The sequence below is a fragment of the Mucisphaera sp. genome (genome assembly GCF_965279675.1).
Taxonomy (GTDB): Bacteria; Planctomycetota; Phycisphaerae; order Phycisphaerales; family Phycisphaeraceae; genus Mucisphaera.
Genome location: NZ_CBDIIJ010000002.1, coordinates 2,375,043 through 2,396,984 on the forward strand (window position 1 = coordinate 2,375,043; position 21,942 = coordinate 2,396,984).

The 21,942-nt window shown below is 62.1% G+C and carries 17 protein-coding genes; 12 read left to right on the top strand and 5 right to left on the bottom strand.

The window, feature by feature from the left end; genetic code table 11:
* Positions 1-11: 11 nt before the first annotated feature.
* The 6 genes from ACQZAB_RS10225 to secD all read left to right on the top strand — a co-directional run bounded on the left by ACQZAB_RS10225 (position 12) and on the right by secD (position 8,098).
* The gene (locus tag ACQZAB_RS10225; protein WP_428389416.1) at positions 12-1,082 is read left to right on the top strand and encodes an aldo/keto reductase; all 1,071 of its coding nucleotides are present in this window, start codon (positions 12-14) and stop codon (positions 1,080-1,082) included.
* Complete coding sequence (locus ACQZAB_RS10230) at positions 1,079-1,612, top strand: NUDIX hydrolase (protein WP_428389417.1); 534 nt, start codon at positions 1,079-1,081, stop codon at positions 1,610-1,612. Before ACQZAB_RS10225 ends, ACQZAB_RS10230 begins: the two co-directional genes overlap by 4 nt.
* Complete coding sequence (locus ACQZAB_RS10235; protein WP_428389418.1) at positions 1,609-2,493, top strand: rhomboid family intramembrane serine protease; 885 nt, start codon at positions 1,609-1,611, stop codon at positions 2,491-2,493. The genes ACQZAB_RS10230 and ACQZAB_RS10235 overlap by 4 nt, the downstream gene beginning before the upstream one ends.
* A 24-nt stretch (positions 2,494-2,517) precedes the next feature.
* Complete coding sequence (tgt, locus tag ACQZAB_RS10240) at positions 2,518-3,798, top strand: tRNA guanosine(34) transglycosylase Tgt (RefSeq protein ID WP_428389419.1); 1,281 nt, start codon at positions 2,518-2,520, stop codon at positions 3,796-3,798.
* The gene (gene yajC / locus ACQZAB_RS10245; protein WP_428389420.1) at positions 3,791-4,210 is read left to right on the top strand and encodes a preprotein translocase subunit YajC; all 420 of its coding nucleotides are present in this window, start codon (positions 3,791-3,793) and stop codon (positions 4,208-4,210) included. The genes tgt and yajC overlap by 8 nt, the downstream gene beginning before the upstream one ends.
* 66 nt (positions 4,211-4,276) lie before the next feature.
* Complete coding sequence (secD, locus tag ACQZAB_RS10250; protein ID WP_428389421.1) at positions 4,277-8,098, top strand: protein translocase subunit SecD; 3,822 nt, start codon at positions 4,277-4,279, stop codon at positions 8,096-8,098.
* An 82-nt stretch (positions 8,099-8,180) separates the two neighbouring features.
* On the opposite strand, the gene ACQZAB_RS10255 is transcribed toward secD, so the two are convergent.
* Positions 8,181-8,969, bottom strand: a complete 789-nt coding sequence (locus tag ACQZAB_RS10255) for a class I SAM-dependent methyltransferase (protein ID WP_428390156.1) — start codon at positions 8,967-8,969, stop codon at positions 8,181-8,183.
* A gap of 5 nt (positions 8,970-8,974) precedes the next feature.
* Complete coding sequence (locus tag ACQZAB_RS10260; protein ID WP_428389422.1) at positions 8,975-9,901, bottom strand: MBL fold metallo-hydrolase; 927 nt, start codon at positions 9,899-9,901, stop codon at positions 8,975-8,977.
* A 249-nt stretch (positions 9,902-10,150) separates the two neighbouring features.
* On the opposite strand from ACQZAB_RS10260, the gene ACQZAB_RS10265 reads away from it, so the two are divergent.
* Positions 10,151-11,419: an ATP-binding protein gene (locus ACQZAB_RS10265; protein WP_428389423.1), complete on the top strand. Its 1,269-nt coding sequence runs from the start codon at positions 10,151-10,153 to the stop codon at positions 11,417-11,419.
* 94 nt (positions 11,420-11,513) lie between these two features.
* Positions 11,514-12,143 (top strand): response regulator transcription factor, encoded by a 630-nt coding sequence (locus ACQZAB_RS10270; protein WP_428389424.1) that lies wholly within the window; start codon positions 11,514-11,516, stop codon positions 12,141-12,143.
* Positions 12,144-12,247: 104 nt separating this feature from the next.
* On the opposite strand, the gene ACQZAB_RS10275 is transcribed toward ACQZAB_RS10270, so the two are convergent.
* Positions 12,248-13,012, bottom strand: a complete 765-nt coding sequence (locus ACQZAB_RS10275) for a DUF6503 family protein (protein WP_428389425.1) — start codon at positions 13,010-13,012, stop codon at positions 12,248-12,250.
* Between the two features lie 191 nt (positions 13,013-13,203).
* On the opposite strand from ACQZAB_RS10275, the gene ACQZAB_RS10280 reads away from it, so the two are divergent.
* The 4 genes from ACQZAB_RS10280 to ACQZAB_RS10295 all read left to right on the top strand — a co-directional run bounded on the left by ACQZAB_RS10280 (position 13,204) and on the right by ACQZAB_RS10295 (position 18,115).
* Positions 13,204-13,767, top strand: coding sequence for a TetR/AcrR family transcriptional regulator (locus tag ACQZAB_RS10280; RefSeq protein WP_428389426.1), 564 nt, complete (start codon positions 13,204-13,206; stop codon positions 13,765-13,767).
* 411 nt (positions 13,768-14,178) lie between these two features.
* Entirely contained in the window at positions 14,179-15,207 is a 1,029-nt protein-coding gene (locus tag ACQZAB_RS10285) for a glutamine synthetase beta-grasp domain-containing protein (RefSeq protein ID WP_428389427.1), read from the top strand.
* Positions 15,208-15,344: 137 nt separating this feature from the next.
* On the top strand, positions 15,345-16,535 hold the full coding sequence (locus ACQZAB_RS10290; protein WP_428389428.1) for a serine/threonine protein kinase: 1,191 nt from the start codon (positions 15,345-15,347) through the stop codon (positions 16,533-16,535).
* Positions 16,536-16,717: 182 nt separating this feature from the next.
* Entirely contained in the window at positions 16,718-18,115 is a 1,398-nt protein-coding gene (locus ACQZAB_RS10295) for an aminopeptidase C (protein WP_428389429.1), read from the top strand.
* A 16-nt stretch (positions 18,116-18,131) separates the two neighbouring features.
* Here ACQZAB_RS10295 and ACQZAB_RS10300 read toward each other — a convergent pair whose 3' ends face one another.
* Positions 18,132-18,608 (bottom strand): PEP-CTERM sorting domain-containing protein, encoded by a 477-nt coding sequence (locus ACQZAB_RS10300; protein ID WP_428389430.1) that lies wholly within the window; start codon positions 18,606-18,608, stop codon positions 18,132-18,134.
* Positions 18,609-18,827: 219 nt separating this feature from the next.
* Positions 18,828-21,917 carry a hypothetical protein gene (locus ACQZAB_RS10305; protein WP_428389431.1) on the bottom strand — a complete coding sequence of 1,030 codons (3,090 nt, stop codon included), beginning with the start codon at positions 21,915-21,917 and terminating at the stop codon, positions 18,828-18,830.
* Between the last annotated feature and the right edge of the window lie 25 nt (positions 21,918-21,942).

Sequence of the window (21,942 nt, forward strand, 5' to 3'; positions counted from 1 at the left end):
AAAGCATCACCATGGACCTCCGCACCGTTCCAGGCACCGACCTCTCCCTCTCCCTCCTCGCCTTCGGCAACTTCGTCTTCGGCACCAACTGGTGGGGTGACTTCACCGACGAACAGGCCGTCACCATGCAGAACCAGGCCGTCGACCTTGGCGTCAACTTCTTCGACACCGCCCCCGCCTACGGCAACGGCCGCGCCGAAAAACTCCTTGCCAAGACCATCAAAGACGTCGGCCGCGACAAACTCATCGTTTCCACCAAGTTCGGCTACGACCTCGTCGCCGACCCCGGCACCGAAGGCTCCCACCGCGAGCGCACCCAGAACTTCTCCCCCGACAACGTCCGCCGCGAACTCGAGCAATCCCTCAAAGACCTGGAGATCGACTGCATCGACCTCTACCAGGCCCACAACATCAAACTCCCGCACTACACCGATGAGCTCTTCGACACCCTCGAAGCACTCAAAACCGAAGGCAAGATCCGGCACTGGGGCGTCGCCCTCGGCCCCGCCATCGGCTGGCGCGAGGAAGGCCACCAGGCCCTCATCGAACGCAACGCCGCCACCGTCCAGACCGTCTACAACCTCTATGAACAGGCCCCAGGCCGCGAGCTCTGCGAGATCGCCGCACAAACCGGGAAGGGGGGCATACTCGCCCGCGTCCCCACCAACTCCGGCATTCTCGATGAGGAATTCAAATCCCCCGACCACAAGTTCGAGCCCCGCGATCACCGCAAATTCCGCGACAAGAACTGGCTTGTCTACGGACTGAAGAAAAACGACCTCATCCGACCCCTCGCCGCCGACCTGGGACTCACCCTCCGCCAGTTCGCCACCAAATGGCTCGCCAGCCAGCCCGGCATCGTCTCCATCGAGCCTAACCTGCTGTCGATCGAAGACGTCAAGGACTACGCCTCCGCTTGCCAGGGCGACACCCTCCCCGAAGACGTCCTCACCAGACTCGCCGAACTCTACGAAGCCGACTTCGGTCTCGGCGAAGACGCCCACCCCTGCGACATCAAATCCTCCACCGCCGAGTCCGGCAGCCTCCGAAGCGACTACCTCGCCCCGAGCCTCGCCCAATGACCGACGGCCAGCGATCCGAAATCTCAAGCCACCCACGCTTCAAGCTCATGCAGGCGCCCATCCCCCACATCGATGGCGGCACCGTTATGGGCCAGTACATCCACCCCAACGACGCCGTCGTCGTCCTCCCGCTCTTCGAGAACCGCGACGTCCTGCTCATCCGCAACCATCGCTTCGCCCTCGACCTCGAACTCTGGGAACTCCCCGCCGGCACCATCGACCCCGGCGAAGACCCCCTCACCTGCGCCGGCCGCGAGCTCGAAGAAGAAACCGGTTATCGGGCCCAGACCATCCAGCCCCTCACCGACTTCGTCACCTGCCCCGGCCTCTGCACCGAGCGAATCCACGCCTTCCTCGCCACCAACCTCACCCGCACCCAGCAATCCCTCGATCCCACCGAACGCATCATCCCTGAACGCCGTAGCTGGATTCAGACGATGCAGATGATCAGAGAAGGCACCATCGCCGACGCCAAAACCATCACCGCACTGCTCTACGCAGCCAAATTCACCGATGGAATCCACCCATGAGCTGGGAAAACCGAGACTACAACCGACCCGGACCAGGCGGGTTCAACCCACGCCCAGGCGGACGACTCGCCAGTGCCTCCGTCGTCAAATGGCTCCTCATCATCAACGCCGTCGTCTTCGTCTGGGACAGCATCATGCTCGGCAGCCGCCGCGGCTCCGCCCTCGGCTTCTTCCCCTATGGCTACTTTTCCGTCGATGAGGGCATCTACGGCCTCCAGGTCTGGCGACTCTTCACCTACCAGTTCCTCCACGCCGATCTCTTCCACATCCTCTTCAACATGATCGGCCTCTTCTTCTTCGGCCCCCTCCTCGAACAGACCCTCGGCTCCCGCCGCTTCCTCGCCTTCTACCTGCTCTGTGGCGTCTCCGGAGCCATCATCGCCTCCCTCCTCGGCGCGATCCCCGGCCTCATCATGATGCCGCCCAGCGCTATCCTCATCGGCGCTTCCGGCTCACTCTTCGGCATCCTCGCCGCCTGCGCCGTCCTGTTTCCCAACCTCCGCGTCATGCTGCTCATCCCGCCCGTTCCCCTCAGCATGCGCACGATGGCCCTCATCTTCCTCGGCATCGCTGCACTTTCTGTACTGGCGGGTGCGCAGAACGACGGCGGCGAAGCCGCTCACCTCGGCGGCGCCCTCCTCGGTTTCTTCCTCATCAAAAACCCCGGCTGGCTCGGTTTCGCCGACGGCCTCTCGATGAGCTCCCCCCGCGAACTCATCAACCGCAAACTCTCACAAATCCAGGCCGACCAGCTCGCCAAAGACCAGGCGGAAGTCGACCGCATCCTCGATAAGGTCCGCGACAAGGGCATCCAGTCCCTCACCCGCAGCGAGCGCAAGACCCTCCAACGCGACACCGACCGCAAACGCCGCGCCGGCTGACCGATCCGCTACCCTTGCACGGCTATGCCCGCGCTCAGCTACACCCTCATCAAGCAGGACGCCGACCCCGGCTCCAAAGCCCGACTCGGCCGCGTCGAGACGCCCCACGGCGGCTTCGACACCCCCGCCTTCATGCCCGTCGGCACCGCCGCCACCGTCAAAGGCCAACTCCCCACCGCCGTCACCGCCATCGGTGCCCAGATCATCCTCGCCAACACCTACCACCTCCTCCTCCGACCCGGCCCCGACCTCATCGCCGACATGGGCGGTCTCCAGCACTGGACCCGCTGGCAGAAACCCATGCTCACCGACTCAGGCGGCTACCAGGTCTTCTCCTTCGCCGACAAGAACGCCATCAACGACGACGGCGTCCGCTTCAAATCCCACCTCGACGGCCGATCCATCCATCTCTCACCCGAACGCTCCATCCACACCCAGAACGCCCTCGGCGCCGACATCATCATGGCCTTCGACGACTGCCCGCCCGCACCCGTCACCGAAGGCGATCCCAAAACCCCCCGCCACGCCATCGACTCCGCCGACTACGCCCAACGCCTCCAACACGCCAACGAACGCACCGCCCGCTGGCTCGAACGCTGCATCAAAGCCCACCAGCGCCCCGAAGATCAGGCCCTCTTCGGCATCGTCCAAGGCGGGATCGACCTCGAAGCCCGATCCCAATCAGCCCAGCAGATCACCCAGCACGACCTCCCCGGCTTCGCCATTGGTGGCGTCGCCGTCGGCGAGGGCTACGAACAACTCAAACGCGTCACCTCCCACACCGCACCCCTCCTCCCAGAAAACAAGCCCCGCTACCTCATGGGCGTCGGCTACGAACGCGATCTCGTCACCGCCGTTCGCGCCGGGGTCGACATGTTCGACTGCGTCCTCCCCACCCGAAACGCCCGCAACGCCAACGCCTTCACCCCAACAGGCCAGATCCGCCTCCGCAACGCCAAATACGCCAAAGACCCCCGTCCCATCGACCCCACCTGCGACTGCCCCGCCTGCCTCGGACCCGCCTATCCCACCCCCGACGCCCCCGATCTCGCCGCCAGCCCCACAGGCGGCTACGCCCGCAGCTACCTCCGCCACCTCTTCGTCGCCGGCGAGATGCTCGGACCCATCCTCCTTACCCTCCACAACCTCCGCCACTTCCAGCGGTTGATGTTGGACATACGCTCCGCGATACGGGATAACACATGGTCAGCCGTGGCCCAGAACTGGCCCGTGACCCGTGACGACAACGCCGGATCACCAGACCAGGGGCCCAACGACCTCCAGGAGCAAGACCAAGATGCCTGATCCTTACCCGGTCTGGATCGCCCAGGCCGCCGACGATGCCCCACCCGTCATCCCAAGCAACACCCCGACCATGGCACCCGCCGCGCCCGGCGGCATACCCGTCGATCCCAACGCGCCCGCCACCGCACAGCAGCCCGCCTCAGGCGGCATGGAATACCTCCTGCTGTTCATGATCGGGTTCATGGTCCTCATCCTCTTCTTCTCCTGGCGAACACAGTCCAAGGAAAAGAAGAAACGCGACCAGATGCTCGCCAGCATCACCAAGGGTGCCAAGATCCAGACCATCGGCGGCATCCTCGGAACCGTCACCACCCTCCGAGACGAAGAAGTTGTCATCAAGATCGACGAAGAGGGCGGCGCCAAAATCAAACTCGCACGCAGCGCCGTCCAGGCCGTCCTCTCCGAAGACTAAAAACAACACGACCGCGCAAACCAACACGCAAGTTTCAACCAACAGCCGACCCGGAATCAATCCGCCATGAACGTGCCTGCCTGGAAATGGATCCTCGTCCTACTCGTCTTCGGACTCTGCTTCGCCGCCTTCTACCCGCCCCAGCAGCGACTCAAGCCCGGACTCGACCTCGCCGGCGGCACCACGCTGGTCTACACCGTCGACATCCCCTCCGGCCGTGACCCCGCCACCGTCATCGACGAAACCATCGATGTCCTCCGCGACCGAATCGACCCCACCGGCACACGAAACCTCGTCTGGCGACGCGTCGCCGGCAACCGTGTCGAAGTCCAGATGGCACTCGCCAGCCCCGAAACCCGCGAACGCAGAGAAGAGTTCTACGCCCAACGCGCGGTCGTCCTGGAACGCAACATCGACCCCCGCCGACTCGACGCCATCGTTCGACTCGACACCGACGCCCGTAACCGCGAAATCACCGCCCTCGCCGACGGTGATCAGGCCTACTTCGAACAACTCCAGGCCTTTGCCGCCTCCCACGACTTCTTCACCAACATCCAGCCCGAATACCGCCAGGCCACCCAGGCCTTCGCCCAGGCCCAGGCACGCCTTGACGCCATGGTCGAAGGCACCCCAGGCATCGACGAACTCCGCGCACAAGTCGACCGGCTCTTCGACGCCATGACCGCCGCCACCACCCAGTACCTCGACGCCCGCGAGCAGCGCGCCCAGGCCCGCGAAGCCATCCTCGCCGCCAACGTCGAACCCCACGAAATCCAACGCGTCCTCGACCAGCCCCTCACCCGCGTCAACCCCGAAGACCCCAACAGCCTCACCCTCCGCGAGCAGGCCAAGCAGCAACTCGTTGAAGCCCACCTCGACCGCGCCGAAGCCCTCCGCACCGTCGTCGATGCCTGGACCGCCTACGAAGAAGTCAAAGGCCCCCTCGACGACCCCAATGACCTCATCGCCCTGCTCCGCGGCTCGGGTGTCCTCGAGTTCCGCATCGCCGCCATCGCCGACGAAATCAACGCCGCCGAATACCTCGAACAGATCCAGGAACGCGGGCCACGAGCCGGCTCCGACCGACCCTTCCGCTGGTTCCAGATCGACGACCCCGAAGAATTCGACGCCGGCGACGAAATCGTCCTCACCGAATACGCCGGCAACCTCTACATCCTCCTCGCCAACACCCGAGACAAATCACTCACCCACGACATCGAGGGCTGGCGACTCATCGGAGCCAGCCCCAGCCAGGACGAAATCGGCCAGCCCGCCGTCGCCTTCACCCTCAACGACTTCGGCGGACAGCTGATGTCACAGATCACCGGGCCCAATCAGTTCAAGCCCATGGCCATCGTCCTCGACGGCCGAGTGATCTCCGCACCCACCCTCCAAAGCCGAATCGGCAGCAACGGCCAGATCTCGGGCGGGCCAGGCGGTTTCTCCCAGGAAGAACTCACCTACCTCCTCCGAACCCTCAAGGCCGGTTCACTCGAAGGCCAGCTCTCCGAGTTCCCCGTCTCCATCAAAACCACCGGCTCCGCCGCCGGTGCCGACAACATCCAGAAGGGCACCTCCGCCGCACAGATTTCGCTGGTCGCCGTCAGCGTCTTCGTCCTTCTCTACTACCTCGTCCCCGGCTTCGCGATGGTCCTCGCCCTCGCCTTCAACATCGTCATCATCCTTGGCGTCATGGCTCTCCTCGGAGCCACCTTCACCCTGCCGGGCATCGCCGGCATCGTCCTCACCATCGGTATGGCCGTCGACGCCAACGTCCTCATCTTCGAACGCATCCGCGAAGAACTCCAGGACAAGAAACGCGACCTCCTCCTCGCCGTCCGCAACGGCTACGACAAAGCCTTCTCCTCCATCCTCGACGCCAACCTCACCACCCTCCTCACTTGTGTGATTCTCGGTGCCACCGCCACCTCCGAAATCCGCGGCTTCGCCTACACCCTCGGCATCGGCATCGTCGCCTCCCTCTTCACCTCGCTCTTCGCCACCCGCGTCATCATCGAGCTCTACCTCGGCCAGGTCCGCTCCCTGCCGATGCTACCCACCCTCTTCCCGCCCATCCGCCACCTGCTCCAGCCGAAACTCGACTGGATCGGACTCCGCTGGATCGTGCTCCCGCTCTCCGTCTTCCTCATCATCTGGGGAATCTGGATGGTCAACGAGCGTGGCGAAGACCTCCTCGACATCGAGTTCCGCTCCGGCACCCAGGTCAGCTTCACCCTCTCCAACGAACAACTCATGGAGAACGCCGAAGCACGCCAGCGCGTCGAATCACTCGGCGAAGTCGCCCGCCTCATGGATGCCGACAACTTCGATGCCTCCACGCTCGACCCCGAACAGCAGCGACTCCTCCAGGTCGTCATCGACATCGAAAGCGAGTCCGCCCAACGCATCGCCCGACAGCAGGAAGACTACGAAGCCGCCATCGCCGTCGGGCTCCAGGCCGACCCGCCCGGCGACCCCGCCGACCTCGAACTCCTCATCGGTGCCGCCGTCGTCCCCGAAGGCGACATCGAAGGAACCCAGGCCTCTGGCTTCAGCGTCGCCACCCTCATCACCGACCCCGACGCCGTCTCCGCCGCCGTCAAGGCAGCCTTTACCGACGTCCTCGACACCACACGCCCCATCGCCTTCGAAGGCTCCGACCTCGACGATATCGGCCAGGCACCCGCCTTCCCCATCGCCCGAGCCGACGGCGAAATCGCCTCCCTCGGCGAGAACATCGACCGACCCGACGTCACCGCCGACGTGACCGCCTACCTCGGCGGCGTCGCCATCGTGCTCGACGACCTCCGACCCGCAGCAACCCTCGAAGACCTCGAACGACGCATCGAGCGCATGCGCCGCCAGCCCGCCTACGAAGACCTCGGCTACCGCGAGTTCGCCGTCATCCCCATCGACCTCGCCGACCAGTCCGCCGAAGACGGCACACCCCTCTACTCGGCCGTCGCCGTCGTCACCCGCGACGACATCACCAACTACGCCGAAGACCCCGCCTCCTTCGTCGAGACCAGCGGCCTCGCCGCCACCGAATGGTCTCTCGTCGTCGACGCCCTCAGCCGAGACACCTCCCTCAACTCCGTCAGCAACTTCTCCAGCCAGGTCGCCTCCTACCTCCGCAACAACGCCATCGCCGCCGTCCTCCTCGCGATGGTCGGCATCGTCGCCTACATCTGGATCCGCTTCGCCGGCTTCGGCAAAGGCCTAGCCGCCACCGCCGTGCTCGCCCTCGCCACCTTCGCAGGCGGCCTCGCGCAGCTCGTCATCGGCCAGTACTTCGGCATCGCCGTCCGAGGCGACGGCTTCTGGATCCTCATGGGCATCGCCTTCGCCCCACCCGCCATCGTCCTCGCCATCGTCACCTGGTACTTCCCGGCCCTTCGCTACGGACCCGCCGCCATCATCGCGCTCGTCCATGACGTCACCATCACCCTCGGCCTCGTTGCCACCGCCGGCTGGATCTACCAGATCCCCGAACTCAGCTGGCTCGCCCTCGAAGACTTCAAACTCAACCCCGCCATGATCGCCGCCATGCTCACCATCGTCGGCTACTCACTCAACGACACCATCGTCGTCTTCGACCGCATCCGCGAAACCAGAGGACGTCTCCCCTACGTCACCAAGGACATGATCAACGTCTCCATCAACAAGACAATCTCCCGAACCATCCTCACGTCCTTCACCACCTTCCTCGCCGTCTACATCCTCTACTTCTTCGGCGGCGACGCCGTCCACGGCTTCGGCTTCGCCATGCTCATCGGCGTCCTCGTCGGCACCTACTCCTCCATCGCCATCGCCGCCCAGATCCTTCTGATCGGCAAACAACCCAAACACACCGAGCAAACCCCCGCCGACGCCGTCACCGTCGCCTGATGACCCCGACGACTGCCATCACTAATCTCTTCGAGCCCAGGGCGAGAGCCCTGGGTTTTTGATTCCTGTTTAGTCTGATCTCTCAATCCCCACCCAGGTACACATCAAACCGAAACCCACGCCCCTCAACCGAATGATGCGGCGCGAGACCCCCCACCACCCCCGCCCGCCGCGCACGCTTCACCGCCACTCGCCTCACCCCCTCAAGCCCCATCGCCGCCCGAAGCAACCGCTCATCCGCCGCCGCATCCCCCTCACCCGCCAACACCCGTAGCGTCTTCATCGCCTGACGCTCACCCGCCTTCCGCTCGGTCGCAAACATCGGGTCCATCACCACCACCTCCGCCCCCGCCAGCCCGCGCCCCAGCCCATCCCCATACAGCCACGCAACCTCACCCTCATCCGCCATGAGCATCCCACTATCCCCCCAGGCCAGCGAACATCGCGACGCCAACCCCTCCACGATCCCCGCCGCCTCCGCCCGACGAATCCCATCCGCCAGCAATTGAGCCACCACCGGATCACGCTCGCAGGCCACCACCTCGCACCCCGCCGCCACCAGCAGCAAAAGATCCTCTCCCCAGCCCGCCGTCGCATCCAGCACCCGCAGCCCCCGCAGCGAACGTCCCCTCGATGCCACCGCCCGAAAAAGCGGCGCCTTCAAACTCCGCCCCGGACCCGACCGCACATCCATTCCCGTCCAGTCCGCCCGCACCCGACGCCCCTCAGGATCAACCACGGCCAGCCCCTCCACACCCAGCCGCAACCCATACCCCTCCGCCAGCGACCCGCCACGCTCGCCCAGCCACAACGCCAGCGACTCAGCCGCAGCCTCATAAGCCGGGCTCTCCGCCGCGACCCCGCACCCCATCCCGCTCACGCGCCGTCCTTCGTCGCTTCGGCCTCCGCCTCCGCCAGCTGCTGCTCGTAACGCCGTCGATTTGTCCGGTGATCCATCAGCACAAACAACCGCTCCCGATCCGTCGCCGGAATCAGCTGCTCGATCGCCTTCCGCGCGATCCCCATGTTCGTCCGCCGCGACAAGTGCGTCAGCACCACATGCTGCGAAGCCGACACCTCCAGCAGCTTCGCGATGTGCTTCAGATGCAGGTGCTTCCCGATCTTCGCCCGCGCATGATCATCCTTCTCGAGGAACGTGCACTCCGTAATCAGGATCTTGCTCTGCAAGACATCCGCCCGCTCAAAATGCTCACCCCACGCCGTATCCCCCAGATAAGCCACCAGCGGGATCTCCAGCGTCCGTGTGATCTCCTCACCCTTCTGCTTGAGCTCCACCAGCTTCGGCTGCGGCAAACCCACATACTCCTGCTTCAGCTTGCTCCGACGCTCCATCACCACAAACCCAAGCGACGGCACCGTATGATTCGTCGCAAACGCCCGCAGATAGTGATCGTTCTTGATCTTGAACTCATCACCCGGCGTCATAGCCACCAGGTTGTAAGGCGTCTTCTGATTCTCTACACCCACCCACGCATCCATCAACCCCCGCAACGGCCCCTCTAACTCCGGATGACACAGCACCGTTCCCGTCCCCATCCCCTGAAAATGTCGCTGCGACAGGTAATACGTCAACGCCGCCGCATGATCCATATGCCCATGCGTGAGTGCCACATGATTCGCACTCAACGCCGACCGCGGACACAACCCGATATCAAAACAGATGTCCAACTCAGGAATCTGAACCACCGTCTCTTCGCCCGCCACCGAGATCCCCTGAACCCGGTAGGGCGGCAGATACAAAAACCCGAGCTGCGAGCGACGCTGCGGTTCGTGAGGAAGCATAAATAAACTCTGAAGGCCCGATGAACCAAAACACCAGTCGGTCAACGCTCACACGCACAGGCAGCCCGGCCGCAGACGCCCTGTACCAACCAGCCAATCAGCCGACACCACGCTGGCGACGCCGACCCAGTCACGAGAGAACACCCCTCGAACCCGTAGCATCCCCCGGCCACCTCAGACCGTCAAACCACCACCAAAACCAGCCAACTCCGTCTTTACACCCGGCCCCCACCCCGCCAGACTAAAACCATGCCCGCCCCCACACCCCCAAGCGATCTCAATCCCGCCACCCTCCCCACGCAGATGCTCAATTCCCTGCCATTCTGCGTCGCCTACGTCTCCCTCCCCGACGAAACCTACCGCTACTGCAATCCCGCCTACCAAACATGGCTCGGTAAACCCCCGGCCGAACTCATCGGCACGCCCATCCGCGACTTCATCGGCGAGCAGGCTTATGCCCTCATCCACCCCCACTGCCTCAAAGCCGCCCAGGGCCAGGTCACCCAGTACGAAGCCCAGATCCGGTTCCCCTCCGGAAAGGAACATGCCATCCGCGTTCGACTCTTCCCCGACACCAGCCACGGCACACCCTGCCCCGGCTGCGTTGTCATGGTCGAAGACATCGGCAACATCCAACTCACCCAGGCACAACTGCTCCGCCTCAACGCCGAACTCGAAGAAGGCATCGCCCGCCGCACCCGAGAACTCGAAGCCGCCAACGACGAACTCCGCGCCGAGATCGACACCCGCCACCTCGTCGAACAGCAGCTCGCCGAGCACCGCGAAGAACTCGCCCACGTCGCCCGCATCTCAACCCTTGGCGAAACCGCCACCGCCCTCGCCCACGAACTCAACCAGCCCCTCGCCGCCATCAGCAACTACGCCAACGCCGTCATCAAACGCATGCAGTCAGGTGACGCCACCATCGAGCAACTTGAAGTCCCCCTCCGTGAAGTCGCCTCGCAGGCCGAACGCGCCGGCAATGTGATCCGCCAACTCCGCGAGTTCTTCCGCAAGCACGAAACCCAGTCCATCAAACTCAAAGTCACCCCGCTGCTCGAAGAAACCCTCAGCCTCGTACAGCGACCGCTCGCCAACGCCAACATCACCCTCGACTATCAGGCCGCCCACAACCTCCCACACATCCAGGGCGACCCCATCCTCTTCAAACAGGTCCTCTTCAACCTCCTGAGAAACGCCATCGACGCCACCGTCGCCGCCGACGACCAGCAGGACGAACACCGACTGATCAAAGTCCGCGCCGTGGCCTCCCCCAACAAGAAATGGGTCCAGATCCGCGTCCGCGACTGGGGCTCAGGCGTCCCCCAGGAAGACCTCATCCGTATCTTCGAACCCTTCTACACCACCAAGAAAGACGGCATGGGCATCGGACTCGCCATCGCCAAACGCATCATCGAAGCCGAAAGGGGCTGTCTCTCCGCCCACCGCCGCCAACCCCAAGGACTCGAGATGATCATCGAACTCCCGGTCCGCAGCGACAACGAATTGAACGATTAGGACATTTTGACCTTTTCATGACGCCCTGTTTCAGCTATGCTGCACACAAAACAGCGGCAACCCAAGCACCCGCCGCACAGGGCTCAGAATCATGATGACGCACGCTTCCCAGTACCCCGTCTACGTGATCGACGACGACCCCGCCGTCCGCGACTCCCTCCGCTGGCTCCTCGAATCAGAAGGACACACCGTCCAACTCTACCCCGACGCCGGCACGTTCCTCGCCCAACTCGACCCCACCGCCCACGGCTGTCTCCTCCTCGACGTACGCCTGCCCGGTATGAGTGGCGTCGATCTCGTCGAGAAACTCGCCAACACCAACACCCAGCTCAAAGTCATCATGATCTCCGGCCACGCCGACGTCCCCGACGCCGTCCGATCCATGAAAGCCGGTGCCCTCGACTTCGTCGAAAAACCCTTCCCCCGCGAAGTCCTCCTCTCCCGCGTTAACGAAGTCCTCGACGCCTGCGAACGGGAACAGGCCCAGCAGACCGAGGTCCAGACCGTCAAAGAAAGACTCGCCACACTCACGCCCCGCGAAACCACCGTCATGGAATACGTCGTCCGCGGCATGCTCAACAAACAGATCGCCACCGAACTCGGCCTCAGCCAGAAAACCGTCGAGGTCCACCGCGCCCACGTCATGCAGAAGATGAGAGCCTCCAGCCTCGCCGAACTCGTCCGCATGTCCGTCGCCATCGAAGAACTCGCCGCCAGCAATTAGAACGACGACTTACTCGCCATCCGGCAACACGCCTCCGACCAACCAGCAACCCAAAAAACCCACGAGCCTCTCGGCCCGTGGGTCCGGCTCGTCGCAACGAACACTCACTCAACGATCTCAGCCCCACTCGGAGCCTCATACAGATTCGCGTCCGGCAGTTCGGTCCCGAGATCAATCCCGCTGATCTCGTAACTGGCACCCTCGCCCGGATCTGAAGGATTCCACCCCGGATAGAAGGTCAACTTCGCGGGTAACAGCAGACCATCGACCTCCGTGTAAGACTCATACACCCACGTCACACGCTCAACGCCCGTCTCGGTCACGCTGTGATTGAGGACCGCCACCAGATCCGTCTCGGGATCGATGTACAACTGATAATCATCCTCCGCCGAGTGCCCCACGCCGTCCTCATAGCCGATATGGATCACCCGGTACGTCCGACCATCAAACGTTCCCTCCCCCGCATCGGTGACGACCACGCCCGGATCACCAAAGACAAACGGCACACCCGCAAAGTAGAACGAGCCCAGATTGTAGAAGCGCGCCGGCAAGCCACCCAGCGCCGATTCCGCTGGCTCAACCCACGCACGCTCACCGTCCCACCCGGTCACATAACCCGAGCTCTCAATACGATTCTTTCGGTGCTGAAGGTCCACCGTCGACCGACTACGCTCGGCCACCTCTGCGGTCAGCGGGAAGCCATCCATGGTGTAACTCAGCCGCTTCTGCTCCGACCACCGATCCAGCCCCCCGTGAGCCTCCCAGGTCGCGTCCAGCGGCGACGCCGCCACGCCCGCCGTCAGCGTCAGGGTGAGACCTGCAGCTAGCAAGCCGCGTGCAGTCAGTCCATGGAGTGAGTTCGTGTTCATCGCAAGGGCTCCTATGAGTTCTGAGGCATCCGCCTCAAGTGAAGGTTGGTGGCTGGCCAACGCCCGCCTGCGGGGGTAGAATAGACGTACTAGTCAGTATATTTCATGGCCTGCGTAAAAATGTGCATCCATCATTCCGCCACGCAGTCTAAGATCATGAAAATCCCAAACTTACGAACGCCCGAAGACCCATGAAAAAATCCAAACGCGACCATATCCTCGAGACCGCCCAGAAACTCTTCGCCAATCAGGGCTATCAGCGAACCTCCGTCGATCAGATCATCGCCGCCGCAGAAGTCGCCAAGATGACCGTCTACAACCACTTCCCCACCAAAGCCGACCTGGTCACCGCCGTCGTCCGCCGCCGTGACCAGGCCCTCATCGAGTACCTCACTACCAAGGCAGCCGCCGCCGACACGCCCCGCGAGAAACTGCTCGCCCTCTTCGACGCCCTCGAAGCCTTTGTCAAAACCAACCCCTCAGAAGGCTGCACCTTCCTCAACGTCATCGCCGAATACGCCAGCGCCGACGAGGAACCCCGGCAGGCCGCCGCGAACCATAAAGCCAGCTGCCACAAATATATCCAACACCTCGCGACCCAAGCCCGAGCCGCCGACCCCCAAGCCCTGGCCGATCAGCTCATGCTCCTCATCGACGGCGCTCTCTCCAACGCCAGGCGACTCAACAACCACAAACCCTCCGCCACCGCCAAACAGGCAGCAGCCATCCTCATCAATCAGCAGTTCGATCAATAGACCAGCAACGATACCGCTCAGCCTGTACCGTAAAGACACAAATTCTCTCTTAAACATCTGTCAAATCGAAGCTTAAGCAGCTGCTGCCACCTTTCGCAGCAACTTGGAACCCTTACGCTTGCACCCGACTGACCACGATTCGCTATAATATGTGGCATGGCTGAGCTGCCACTCCTATCATATGTGCTGAAAGTCGAGGTGTATGCCCAATATATGTGCGATAGGCTCATGCGACACCGAGATGCTGCATTAAATATGTGCAATCGCACCCGACGCACCAACCAGATTTCGGCTACAACTACAGGCTTAACTCTCAGAGACCAACACAATCAGGCTGGTCGCCATCAGCCGATGCGTCGCAGGTAACAACCACCCAACTGTTTCGATTCTTTTAAGGAGCGTGCAAGAACCATGAGTAAGGCGAAACTCGAATACATCTGGCTCGACGGCTACAAGCCCACCCAGAGCCTCCGCAGCAAGACCCAGATCGTCAAGGATTTCAGCGGCAAGCTCGAAGACTGCCCGATCTGGTCCTTCGATGGCTCCTCAACCGAGCAGGCCGAAGGCGGGAGCTCCGACTGCCTCCTCAAGCCAGTCTTCGTCTGCCCCGATCCCGGCCGCAAAGACGGCTACCTTGTCATGACCGAGGTTCTCAACCCGGACGGTACGCCCCACGAATCCAACGGCCGTGCCCTCATCGACGACGATGACAACGACTTCTGGTTCGGCTTCGAACAGGAGTACACCCTCATGGACCCGTCCACCGGGCTCCCCATCGGCTTCCCCCCGGGCGGCTACCCCCGCCCCCAGGGTCCCTACTACTGCTCGGTCGGTGCCCAGAACGCCTTCGGCCGCGAACTCGTCGAAGAACACCTCGACATGTGTCTCGAGGCCGGCCTCAACGTCGAAGGCATCAACGGCGAAGTGATGGCGGGCCAGTGGGAGTTCCAGGGCTTCGCTAAGGGTGCAGCCCAGGCCGGCGATGAGATGTGGATCGGCCGCTACCTCCTCGAACGCTGCGGCGAAAAATACGACCTCGCCATCAGCTGGCACTGCAAGCCCGTCAAGGGCGACTGGAACGGCTCCGGCATGCACGCCAACTTCTCCAACGGCGTCATGCGCGATGCCGGCAAGAAGGAAGTCTTCGATCAGATCTGCCAGGCCTTCGGCACCCCCGATCGCATCAAGGCCCACATCGATGTCTACGGCGCCGACAACGACCAACGCCTGACCGGTCTCCACGAGACTCAGTCCATCGATAAGTTCTCCTATGGCGTCTCAGACCGCGGGGCCTCCATCCGCATCCCCATCGGCACCGTCGAAGCCGGCTACAAGGGCCGCCTCGAAGACCGCCGCCCCAACTCCCAGGCCGACCCTTACAAGGTTGCCGCCGCGATCATCAAGACCGTCAAGTCTGCCTGCAGCAAGCTCGGAATGTAGACCAGACAATTTTAACCCCGGATCCGAAAGCCCCGGCACCAGCCGGGGCTTTTTTGTGCACCCACAGCGAGACGTTCGCACGCCACGATGCCTTCGGGCAAGACACGCCTGGGCACGAATCGCGCTAGAATGGCACCATGGGTAACTCGGAAACATCCCCGCCAAAAAGCCCTCAGCACGCAGATAAGCAGGCCCCCTCAGACAACCCGAGTTCAACCACAAAGAGAATCCATCGGGAGGCCACCGACGAACTCTTCCCGCAGCACTGGAAAAGCGGTTCGCTGAAATACACCGACTTCAAACCGCTGACCGAAGGCGGAACCGCCGAACTCCAGACCTGCCTCGATCGCAACCTCAACCGCATCGTCGTCTACAAAACGCTCCATCCGCACCTGGCCAGCTCGGAGATGGAGAATGCCCGATTCCTGCGTGAAGCACGCGTGACCGCACTCATCTCTCACCCCGGCACTGTCCCCCTCTACGAGATCGGTCGAGACCGAAGCGGCGCGATGTACTTCACCATGAAGAAACTCGAAGGCCGGGACCTCTCCGCCATCCTCAAGGGAAGATCGGCCAGGTACCGCGAGATGGAAGCCGAGTACCCCCTCTCCCGTCTGATCGACATCATGATCCAGGTCTGCCAGACACTCAGCTTCGCCCACGCAAGCGGCATCATCCACCGCGACATCAAACCCGCCAACATCCTCGTCGGCCCCTTTGGCGAAGTCACCGTTCTCGACTGGGGGCTCGCCAAAGTCCAGGGCGAAGAAGTCAAAGACCTCGAAAGCCTTGCCAGCGTCGAGGTGCCCCAGGGCAAAGAAGCCGTCCGCATGGAAATGACACAGCCCGGCCAACGCTACGGAACGCCGCTCTACATGTCGCCCGAACAGGCCGAAGGCAAGGCCAGCATCGACGAACGAACCGACATCTACAACATGGGCAGTCTCCTCTTCGAAATCCTCACCCGCGAAAGCCTCGTCTTCGGCAGCAAGATCGACGAAGTACTGGCGATGATCCTCGAACGCCCAACCCCCGAGCCGATCAAAGTCGCCCCGCGCGAAGACATCCCTAAAGAACTCAATGCCATCTGCATCAAAGCGCTCCAGAAAGACCCGGACGATCGCTACCAGTCCATGAACGACTTCTGCAACGACCTTATCGCCTACCGAAACGACGGAAGAGTCTCCGTCTACCGCCACACGCTCCGCGAGAGCATCGCCAAGTTCAACCAGCGACACGTCATCGCCCTCACCGCACTCGGCTCCCTCATCGCCGGCGCGCTCCTCTGCTGGCTCTTCCTGAACGTCGCGCAATCCGCCGGGTCCTAGTCGCCCGCCCACAAAGCACCAGCGAGAGCCTCCACCGCAGCAGCCGGCACTTGCCTCGAATCTAGGCAACGCTCGAAACCGCCGATGACATTCTTCACGCTGGCCCGAAACACCTAGCGATCTCGCCGCAACCGGGCTACCGTACGATGAACCTTTGAACACACTTAACGAGCCATTTTTCGATGACTTTGACCCATTCTGGCCCAAAAACAGCCGTTTCTGACCCAACCGGAACCCTCACCAGCAGCCAGACCGCCGCCTGGCGCGACCGCTTCACTGCCACCCCCAGCGCACGACTCGCCCAGAACGCCGTCTGCCAGCAGCCCATCGATGAAATCGCTCTCAACCGCGAAATCCTGACGAGCACCGACTTTACCTTCAGCCACGTCCTCGACGACTGGGCCGTCACCGCACAAAAACAGTCCGGCCGCTGCTGGCTCTTCGCCGGCCTCAACCTCCTCCGTGTCGGCGCGATGAACAAAATGAACCTCAAACAGTTCGAGTTCAGCCAGAACTACGTCTTCTTCTGGGACAAGCTCGAACGCGCCAACTATTTCCTCCAGCGGATCATCGAGACCACCGACCGGCCGCTAAGCGACCGACACGTCGCATTCCTGCTCGACCGGCCGTTCGACGATGGCGGGCAGTGGAACATGTTCGTCAACGTCGTGAAGAAGCACGGCCTCGTCCCGCAGTCGGCCATGCCGGAGACCCAGAGCTCCGGATGCACCCCGCGGATGAACGGCAACATCCGCCACAAGCTGCGTGAGGGTGCTCACAAGCTCCGGTCGGCGGCGGAGCAGGCGGCGTCGGCGGAATCGCTGGAAGAACTCAAGCTGGAGGTGCTCGACGCCGTGTATCGGATGCTGGCGATCCATCTGGGGACGCCGCCGACCGCGTTCGACTGGCAGTGGAACGACAAGGACCGCAAGTTCCATCGCGACGGCCGGATGACCCCGCAGCAGTTCGCCGAGCGCTACACGGATATCGATCTGGATGATTACGTCTGCCTGGTCAACGATCCCCGGGCGTCGAGCCCGTACGGCAGGACCTACACCGTTGAGTTTCTCGGGAATGTCGAGGGCGGCGACCCGACGGTTTATCTGAATGTCGAGACGGAGACGCTGAAGAAGATCGCGATGGAGACGATCGTCGAGGGCGAGCCGGTCTGGATGGGGTGCGATGTAGGGCCGATGATGCAGCGGCAGCAGGGCGTCTGGGACGCGGATCTCTACGACTACGCCGGGGTGTACGGCACCGAGTTCTCGCTGAGCAAGGCCGAGCGTCTGGAGTACCACCAGTCGCTGATGACCCACGCGATGCTGTTCACGGGCGTCGACATCGTGACCGAGGATGGCGAGGAGCACCCGCGCCGCTGGCGGGTGGAGAACAGCTGGGGCGACGAGCTCGGGCGTAAGGGCTTCTTCCTGATGAACGACAGCTGGTTCGACCAGTACATGTTCGAGATCGCGGCCCCCAAAAGGCACCTGACCAAAGAACTCCAGCAGGCCCTCGACACCAAGCCAACCGTTCTCCCGCCCTGGGACCCGATGGGCTCCCTGGCGGGCGGTCGGGTTTGATTTCGATAGCCGTTTGCTATGGCTGTTGCTTGCGTGTGCACATGCCTAGCAGGGGGATGCCCAGCAGCAGAAGGGTGGTAGGCTCGGGGATGTAGAGAGCGAAGGAGACGGTGTCGGTGTCGAAGACCTCGAAGGATCCGAGGAAGCCGCCGACGGTTGTGCTATCGATCGAGACGGTGTAATCGGCCTGAGAGAGGCCGACAAACTCGTACAGACCGGTGTCGTTGTTGAGGCTGTCGACGATGTTGCCGCCGCCGTCGATCAGGTTGACGATGACGTCCGTGGGCGGGACGTTGGTACCAAGTGCGATGGCGACGACACAATCATCCTTGCAGGTGGAACCCTGGCCGAGTGACCAGTCAGCGCAGCAGGGCACATCGGTAAAGGTGTGACAGACGCCGTTGGACTGGGTGATCTTGACCGTGGCGGCTGTAACGCCGGCAGGCAGCAGACCTGACAATGTCAAAGCCGTAACGAGCATCATCGTGCGCATGATCTTCTCCTGGTTAGGGTGACACACTGTGAAATGCGTGAGACGATTCAGAGACAGCCACGAGCGTGATCCGACTCGATCACTCCCTGAAGTTAGTCAAAAGCTAAGGCTGCACAAGGGTTTTGGCGAAGACCCTAATGCGGGAATGCCCTATCGAACGCCTGCGTCATTGCTTGGCTACAGGTCAGCGGATGCTCTCTAGCAGTGGGAGTACGGGACTCAGCCGCGGCGTATGGTGGCTAAGCCCAGCAGCGCGAGCAGGGCGGAGGGTTCTGGGATGGGGTTGGGGGCTGACTGGCCGAAGTTGCTGGCGAGGAGGCTGAGGTCGATGAGGTCGACGGTGTTGTCGGCGGAGAAGTCGCCTGTTCCCCAGGTGCCGGTTGTGTTGAAGCTCGAGGCGAGCAGGCTCAGATCGATGAGATCGACGGTGCGGTCGAGATTGGCGTCGCCAAGGACGGTGCCGTAGAGGTTTTCGATCCAGACTCGTGTGTCGTCGGCATCGATGGTGCCGCTTGCGTCGAGGTCGAAGGTGGTGTTCGTGGTTCCGAGCGCTGCGTAGAGGAGGTCGAGGTCGGCGATGTCGAGGGTTCCCGAGTTATCGAAGTCGCCTGGGATGGGTGCGTTGATGTCTGTGATGAGGAGTACGAGTTGGGTCTGGCTGTCGATGGTCTCGGTGAGGATGTCGTAGCGGAGGTTGGTTGGGAATGTGTCTGAGTGCGTGAGCGTTTCGGCTCCAGTGATGGTGCTGGCCTGTAGGAAGGCGAATCGGTCGCCGAGTTGTGGTTCGAAGTTATCGATCAGGTGGAATTCGAATGTGCTTCCCGTGAAGTGCACACCTGCATCGAAGTGCAGTTGATCGAATTGATCCGTCTGGGTGCCGGCGAGTTCGATCTCGATTGTGAAGTTGTTGAGTGTGGCTGGCTTGAGGAATCGCTGGATGCCGGGTGAATAGCCCGGGCGGAGTGTGCCTTCGAGGCCGTAGAGGGTGGCGTCGATATCGATATCGCCTTCGATGGTGCCGCCAATCATCTCGATTTCGGGAGCGGTGAGTTGATAGGGCTGGGGTGTGATGTTGTTTTGGAGGGCGCTTAGGGTGCCGTTGTTGTAGATGGTGAGTTTCTGGTTGAGTGATCTGTCGCGATCGACCTGCCAGGCTGCTTCCTGGGCTTCTTCGGCAAGGGCGTCTCCGAGTTCCTGAAGTTTTTCTACGCCTCCGCCTCGGTAGGTACCGAAGGAGATGCCGATGATGTCTTCCGGGAAGAAGAGTTGTGCGCCTTCGGCGATTTCCCAGTTGCCGCTGAGGATGACGCCGTTGGCGAAGGTGAGAGGGTCCGGGTTGGTGATGGAGAGGGTGCCGGCTTCGACGACGACGCGGCCAGTGTTCTCAAATTCCAGGTTGATGACGGAACCGGATGGTCCGGAGCGGGTGAGGGTGCCGTCGTTGCTGAAGGATGACCCGATTCCGCCGGATGCTGCGGTGATGTTGGTTGCTCCGGTGATCTTCCATGTCGCGTCTGAGTCGACGATGATGTCGGATCGATTGGTGTTTGTGAAGATGTTGGCTCCTTGTTCAACCTCGGCCTCGTTGAAGAGTCTCCCTGAGAGATTGTTGGTTCTTCCGGGTTCGATCGTGAGCAGCCCTCTGTTGTAGAAGGTGCTGTCCCTGGCGATCGTGATGTTCCCGCCAGCCCAGGCCATGTTCTGGTTGTTGAACATGTCGCCATCGGAGATGTCCAGAAAGCCTCTTGTGAAGCGGAATGCGCCTGTGCTGCCTGATGCGGACCCTACGTTGAGGGTCAGTTGGGTAAATGATGTGAAACTGGCTGACGTTCCATTCGTACCGAGTGCGACACTGCCCTGGCCCTCGAAGATGGTTTCTGACTGCCCCAACAGGTTTGAGTAGCTGCCGCTTCTCATCTGCAGCAGGGCGGACTGCGAGGCTTCGAATGTGCCGGCCAGTGTGCCGCTTTCGGTCAGTCGTAGCTCGCCTGCCTCGACTGTTGTCGTGCCACCAGCTCTCTGGCTGTAATTGCTGATCGTGAAGGCGGATGCAGGACCGGCACCGTCTCTGATGAGCGTGCCATCATTGGTTACGCGATCGATTCTGCCATCCCCGAAGGCTTCGATCGTGCCCTGGTTTTCGAAGATACCGCCAAATGGCATAACCACGGCAGCTGTTCCGCGGATATTCATGGTGCCGGTGTTAATCAGGTGTGCTTCGACTCGGAGTGTGCGAGAGACTTCGAAGGTTCCCTCATTTAGAACGACGCCGTTGCCCTCAATGTCCGTGCCAAAGGATGGCGTCGACATAAAACCGCGGTTGGTGATCCTTGGATCACTTCCGGTCCCGGAGAGTCTAACGCGACGTGGCTGGAAGCCGACTTGTGTGGGATCGAAGGCATCACCTGTGAGATCGACGGTCAGCTGCCCCGCGAAGCCGACTTCGGTTGACTGCATGAAGAAGTTGCCATCGCCAGAGACTGATACGTTTCCCATGACTTGATGATTGGAGCTGGTGAATGTGCGCCATGAGAGGTCTGTGTCCTCATCGACGAGAAAAGTGCCCGATCGGAACTTGGCCAGTCCTGAGATTTCGAGTTGCCCGCGGTCGATGTTGACGGTTCCGCTGGTCAATTCGAACCTTCCGCCGATGGTCGTGGCGGTGGTTGAGCTGCCGGTGTCGACGTTGAGCATGCCCCCGTTGAGCTCGAAGCGGTTGGTGAGCGACGTGCCACCGTTGATGGTTCCAGCGCCAAGGTTGGCGGTTACGTTGTTGACGAAGTCTTCGACGGAACGTTCGCCGGGTGCGAAGTTGACGGTCTCGTTGTTGATAAATCTGGCTGTGATTGGCGCGACGACGGTGAACGTCCCCTGATTGGCGTAGCTTCCGGTGCCTCGGAGGAAGACGCCGTTGTTGGTATTGGTGCCCGTGAAGTTGACTCTGCTGGTGGTGAAGATCTCACCGGCGCTGCCCTGGGTGAGGCCTTCAATCGAGGAGGTGTCTGCGAGGAGGAGGCTGCCGCTGATCTGGAGATCGGCGGCCTGGATCGTGGCCTTGACGAGGTTGAACGTGTTGATGAGGCGTGTGGTGCCGACGTTGGCGATGATGACTGAATCGCCTGAGCCTGGGATCTCGTCGGTGTCCCAGTTTGTCAGGGTGCCGAAAAGCCCATCGCACTGTGAGCTCCATAGCGGTGAGTTGTTGCTCATCGCGCAGTCGCCATCCCAGACGTGTGTGGTTGCGTTCAGGCAGGAGATGAGGGTGAGGCTTGTGACGAGGGCTGTTGCGGTTTGCCTATGTTGTCTCATTTAGCGACTCCCACGTACAGCCCAA

What these genes read in the sequence shown, in the direction of transcription:
- yajC (WP_428389420.1), top strand. Translation starts at nt 3,791, where the DNA reads ATGCCTGATCCTTACCCGGTCTGGATCGCCCAGGCCGCCGACGATGCC.
- ACQZAB_RS10290 (WP_428389428.1), top strand. Translation starts at nt 15,345, where the DNA reads ATGGGTAACTCGGAAACATCCCCGCCAAAAAGCCCTCAGCACGCAGAT.
- ACQZAB_RS10280 (WP_428389426.1), top strand. Translation starts at nt 13,204, where the DNA reads ATGAAAAAATCCAAACGCGACCATATCCTCGAGACCGCCCAGAAACTC.
- ACQZAB_RS10275 (WP_428389425.1), bottom strand. Translation starts at nt 13,012, where the DNA reads ATGAACACGAACTCACTCCATGGACTGACTGCACGCGGCTTGCTAGCT.
- ACQZAB_RS10270 (WP_428389424.1), top strand. Translation starts at nt 11,514, where the DNA reads ATGACGCACGCTTCCCAGTACCCCGTCTACGTGATCGACGACGACCCC.
- ACQZAB_RS10260 (WP_428389422.1), bottom strand. Translation starts at nt 9,901, where the DNA reads ATGCTTCCTCACGAACCGCAGCGTCGCTCGCAGCTCGGGTTTTTGTAT.
- ACQZAB_RS10300 (WP_428389430.1), bottom strand. Translation starts at nt 18,608, where the DNA reads ATGCGCACGATGATGCTCGTTACGGCTTTGACATTGTCAGGTCTGCTG.
- ACQZAB_RS10225 (WP_428389416.1), top strand. Translation starts at nt 12, where the DNA reads ATGGACCTCCGCACCGTTCCAGGCACCGACCTCTCCCTCTCCCTCCTC.
- ACQZAB_RS10285 (WP_428389427.1), top strand. Translation starts at nt 14,179, where the DNA reads ATGAGTAAGGCGAAACTCGAATACATCTGGCTCGACGGCTACAAGCCC.
- ACQZAB_RS10255 (WP_428390156.1), bottom strand. Translation starts at nt 8,969, where the DNA reads ATGGGGTGCGGGGTCGCGGCGGAGAGCCCGGCTTATGAGGCTGCGGCT.
- ACQZAB_RS10230 (WP_428389417.1), top strand. Translation starts at nt 1,079, where the DNA reads ATGACCGACGGCCAGCGATCCGAAATCTCAAGCCACCCACGCTTCAAG.
- ACQZAB_RS10295 (WP_428389429.1), top strand. Translation starts at nt 16,718, where the DNA reads ATGACTTTGACCCATTCTGGCCCAAAAACAGCCGTTTCTGACCCAACC.
- ACQZAB_RS10265 (WP_428389423.1), top strand. Translation starts at nt 10,151, where the DNA reads ATGCCCGCCCCCACACCCCCAAGCGATCTCAATCCCGCCACCCTCCCC.
- ACQZAB_RS10305 (WP_428389431.1), bottom strand. Translation starts at nt 21,917, where the DNA reads ATGAGACAACATAGGCAAACCGCAACAGCCCTCGTCACAAGCCTCACC.
- ACQZAB_RS10235 (WP_428389418.1), top strand. Translation starts at nt 1,609, where the DNA reads ATGAGCTGGGAAAACCGAGACTACAACCGACCCGGACCAGGCGGGTTC.
- secD (WP_428389421.1), top strand. Translation starts at nt 4,277, where the DNA reads ATGAACGTGCCTGCCTGGAAATGGATCCTCGTCCTACTCGTCTTCGGA.
- tgt (WP_428389419.1), top strand. Translation starts at nt 2,518, where the DNA reads ATGCCCGCGCTCAGCTACACCCTCATCAAGCAGGACGCCGACCCCGGC.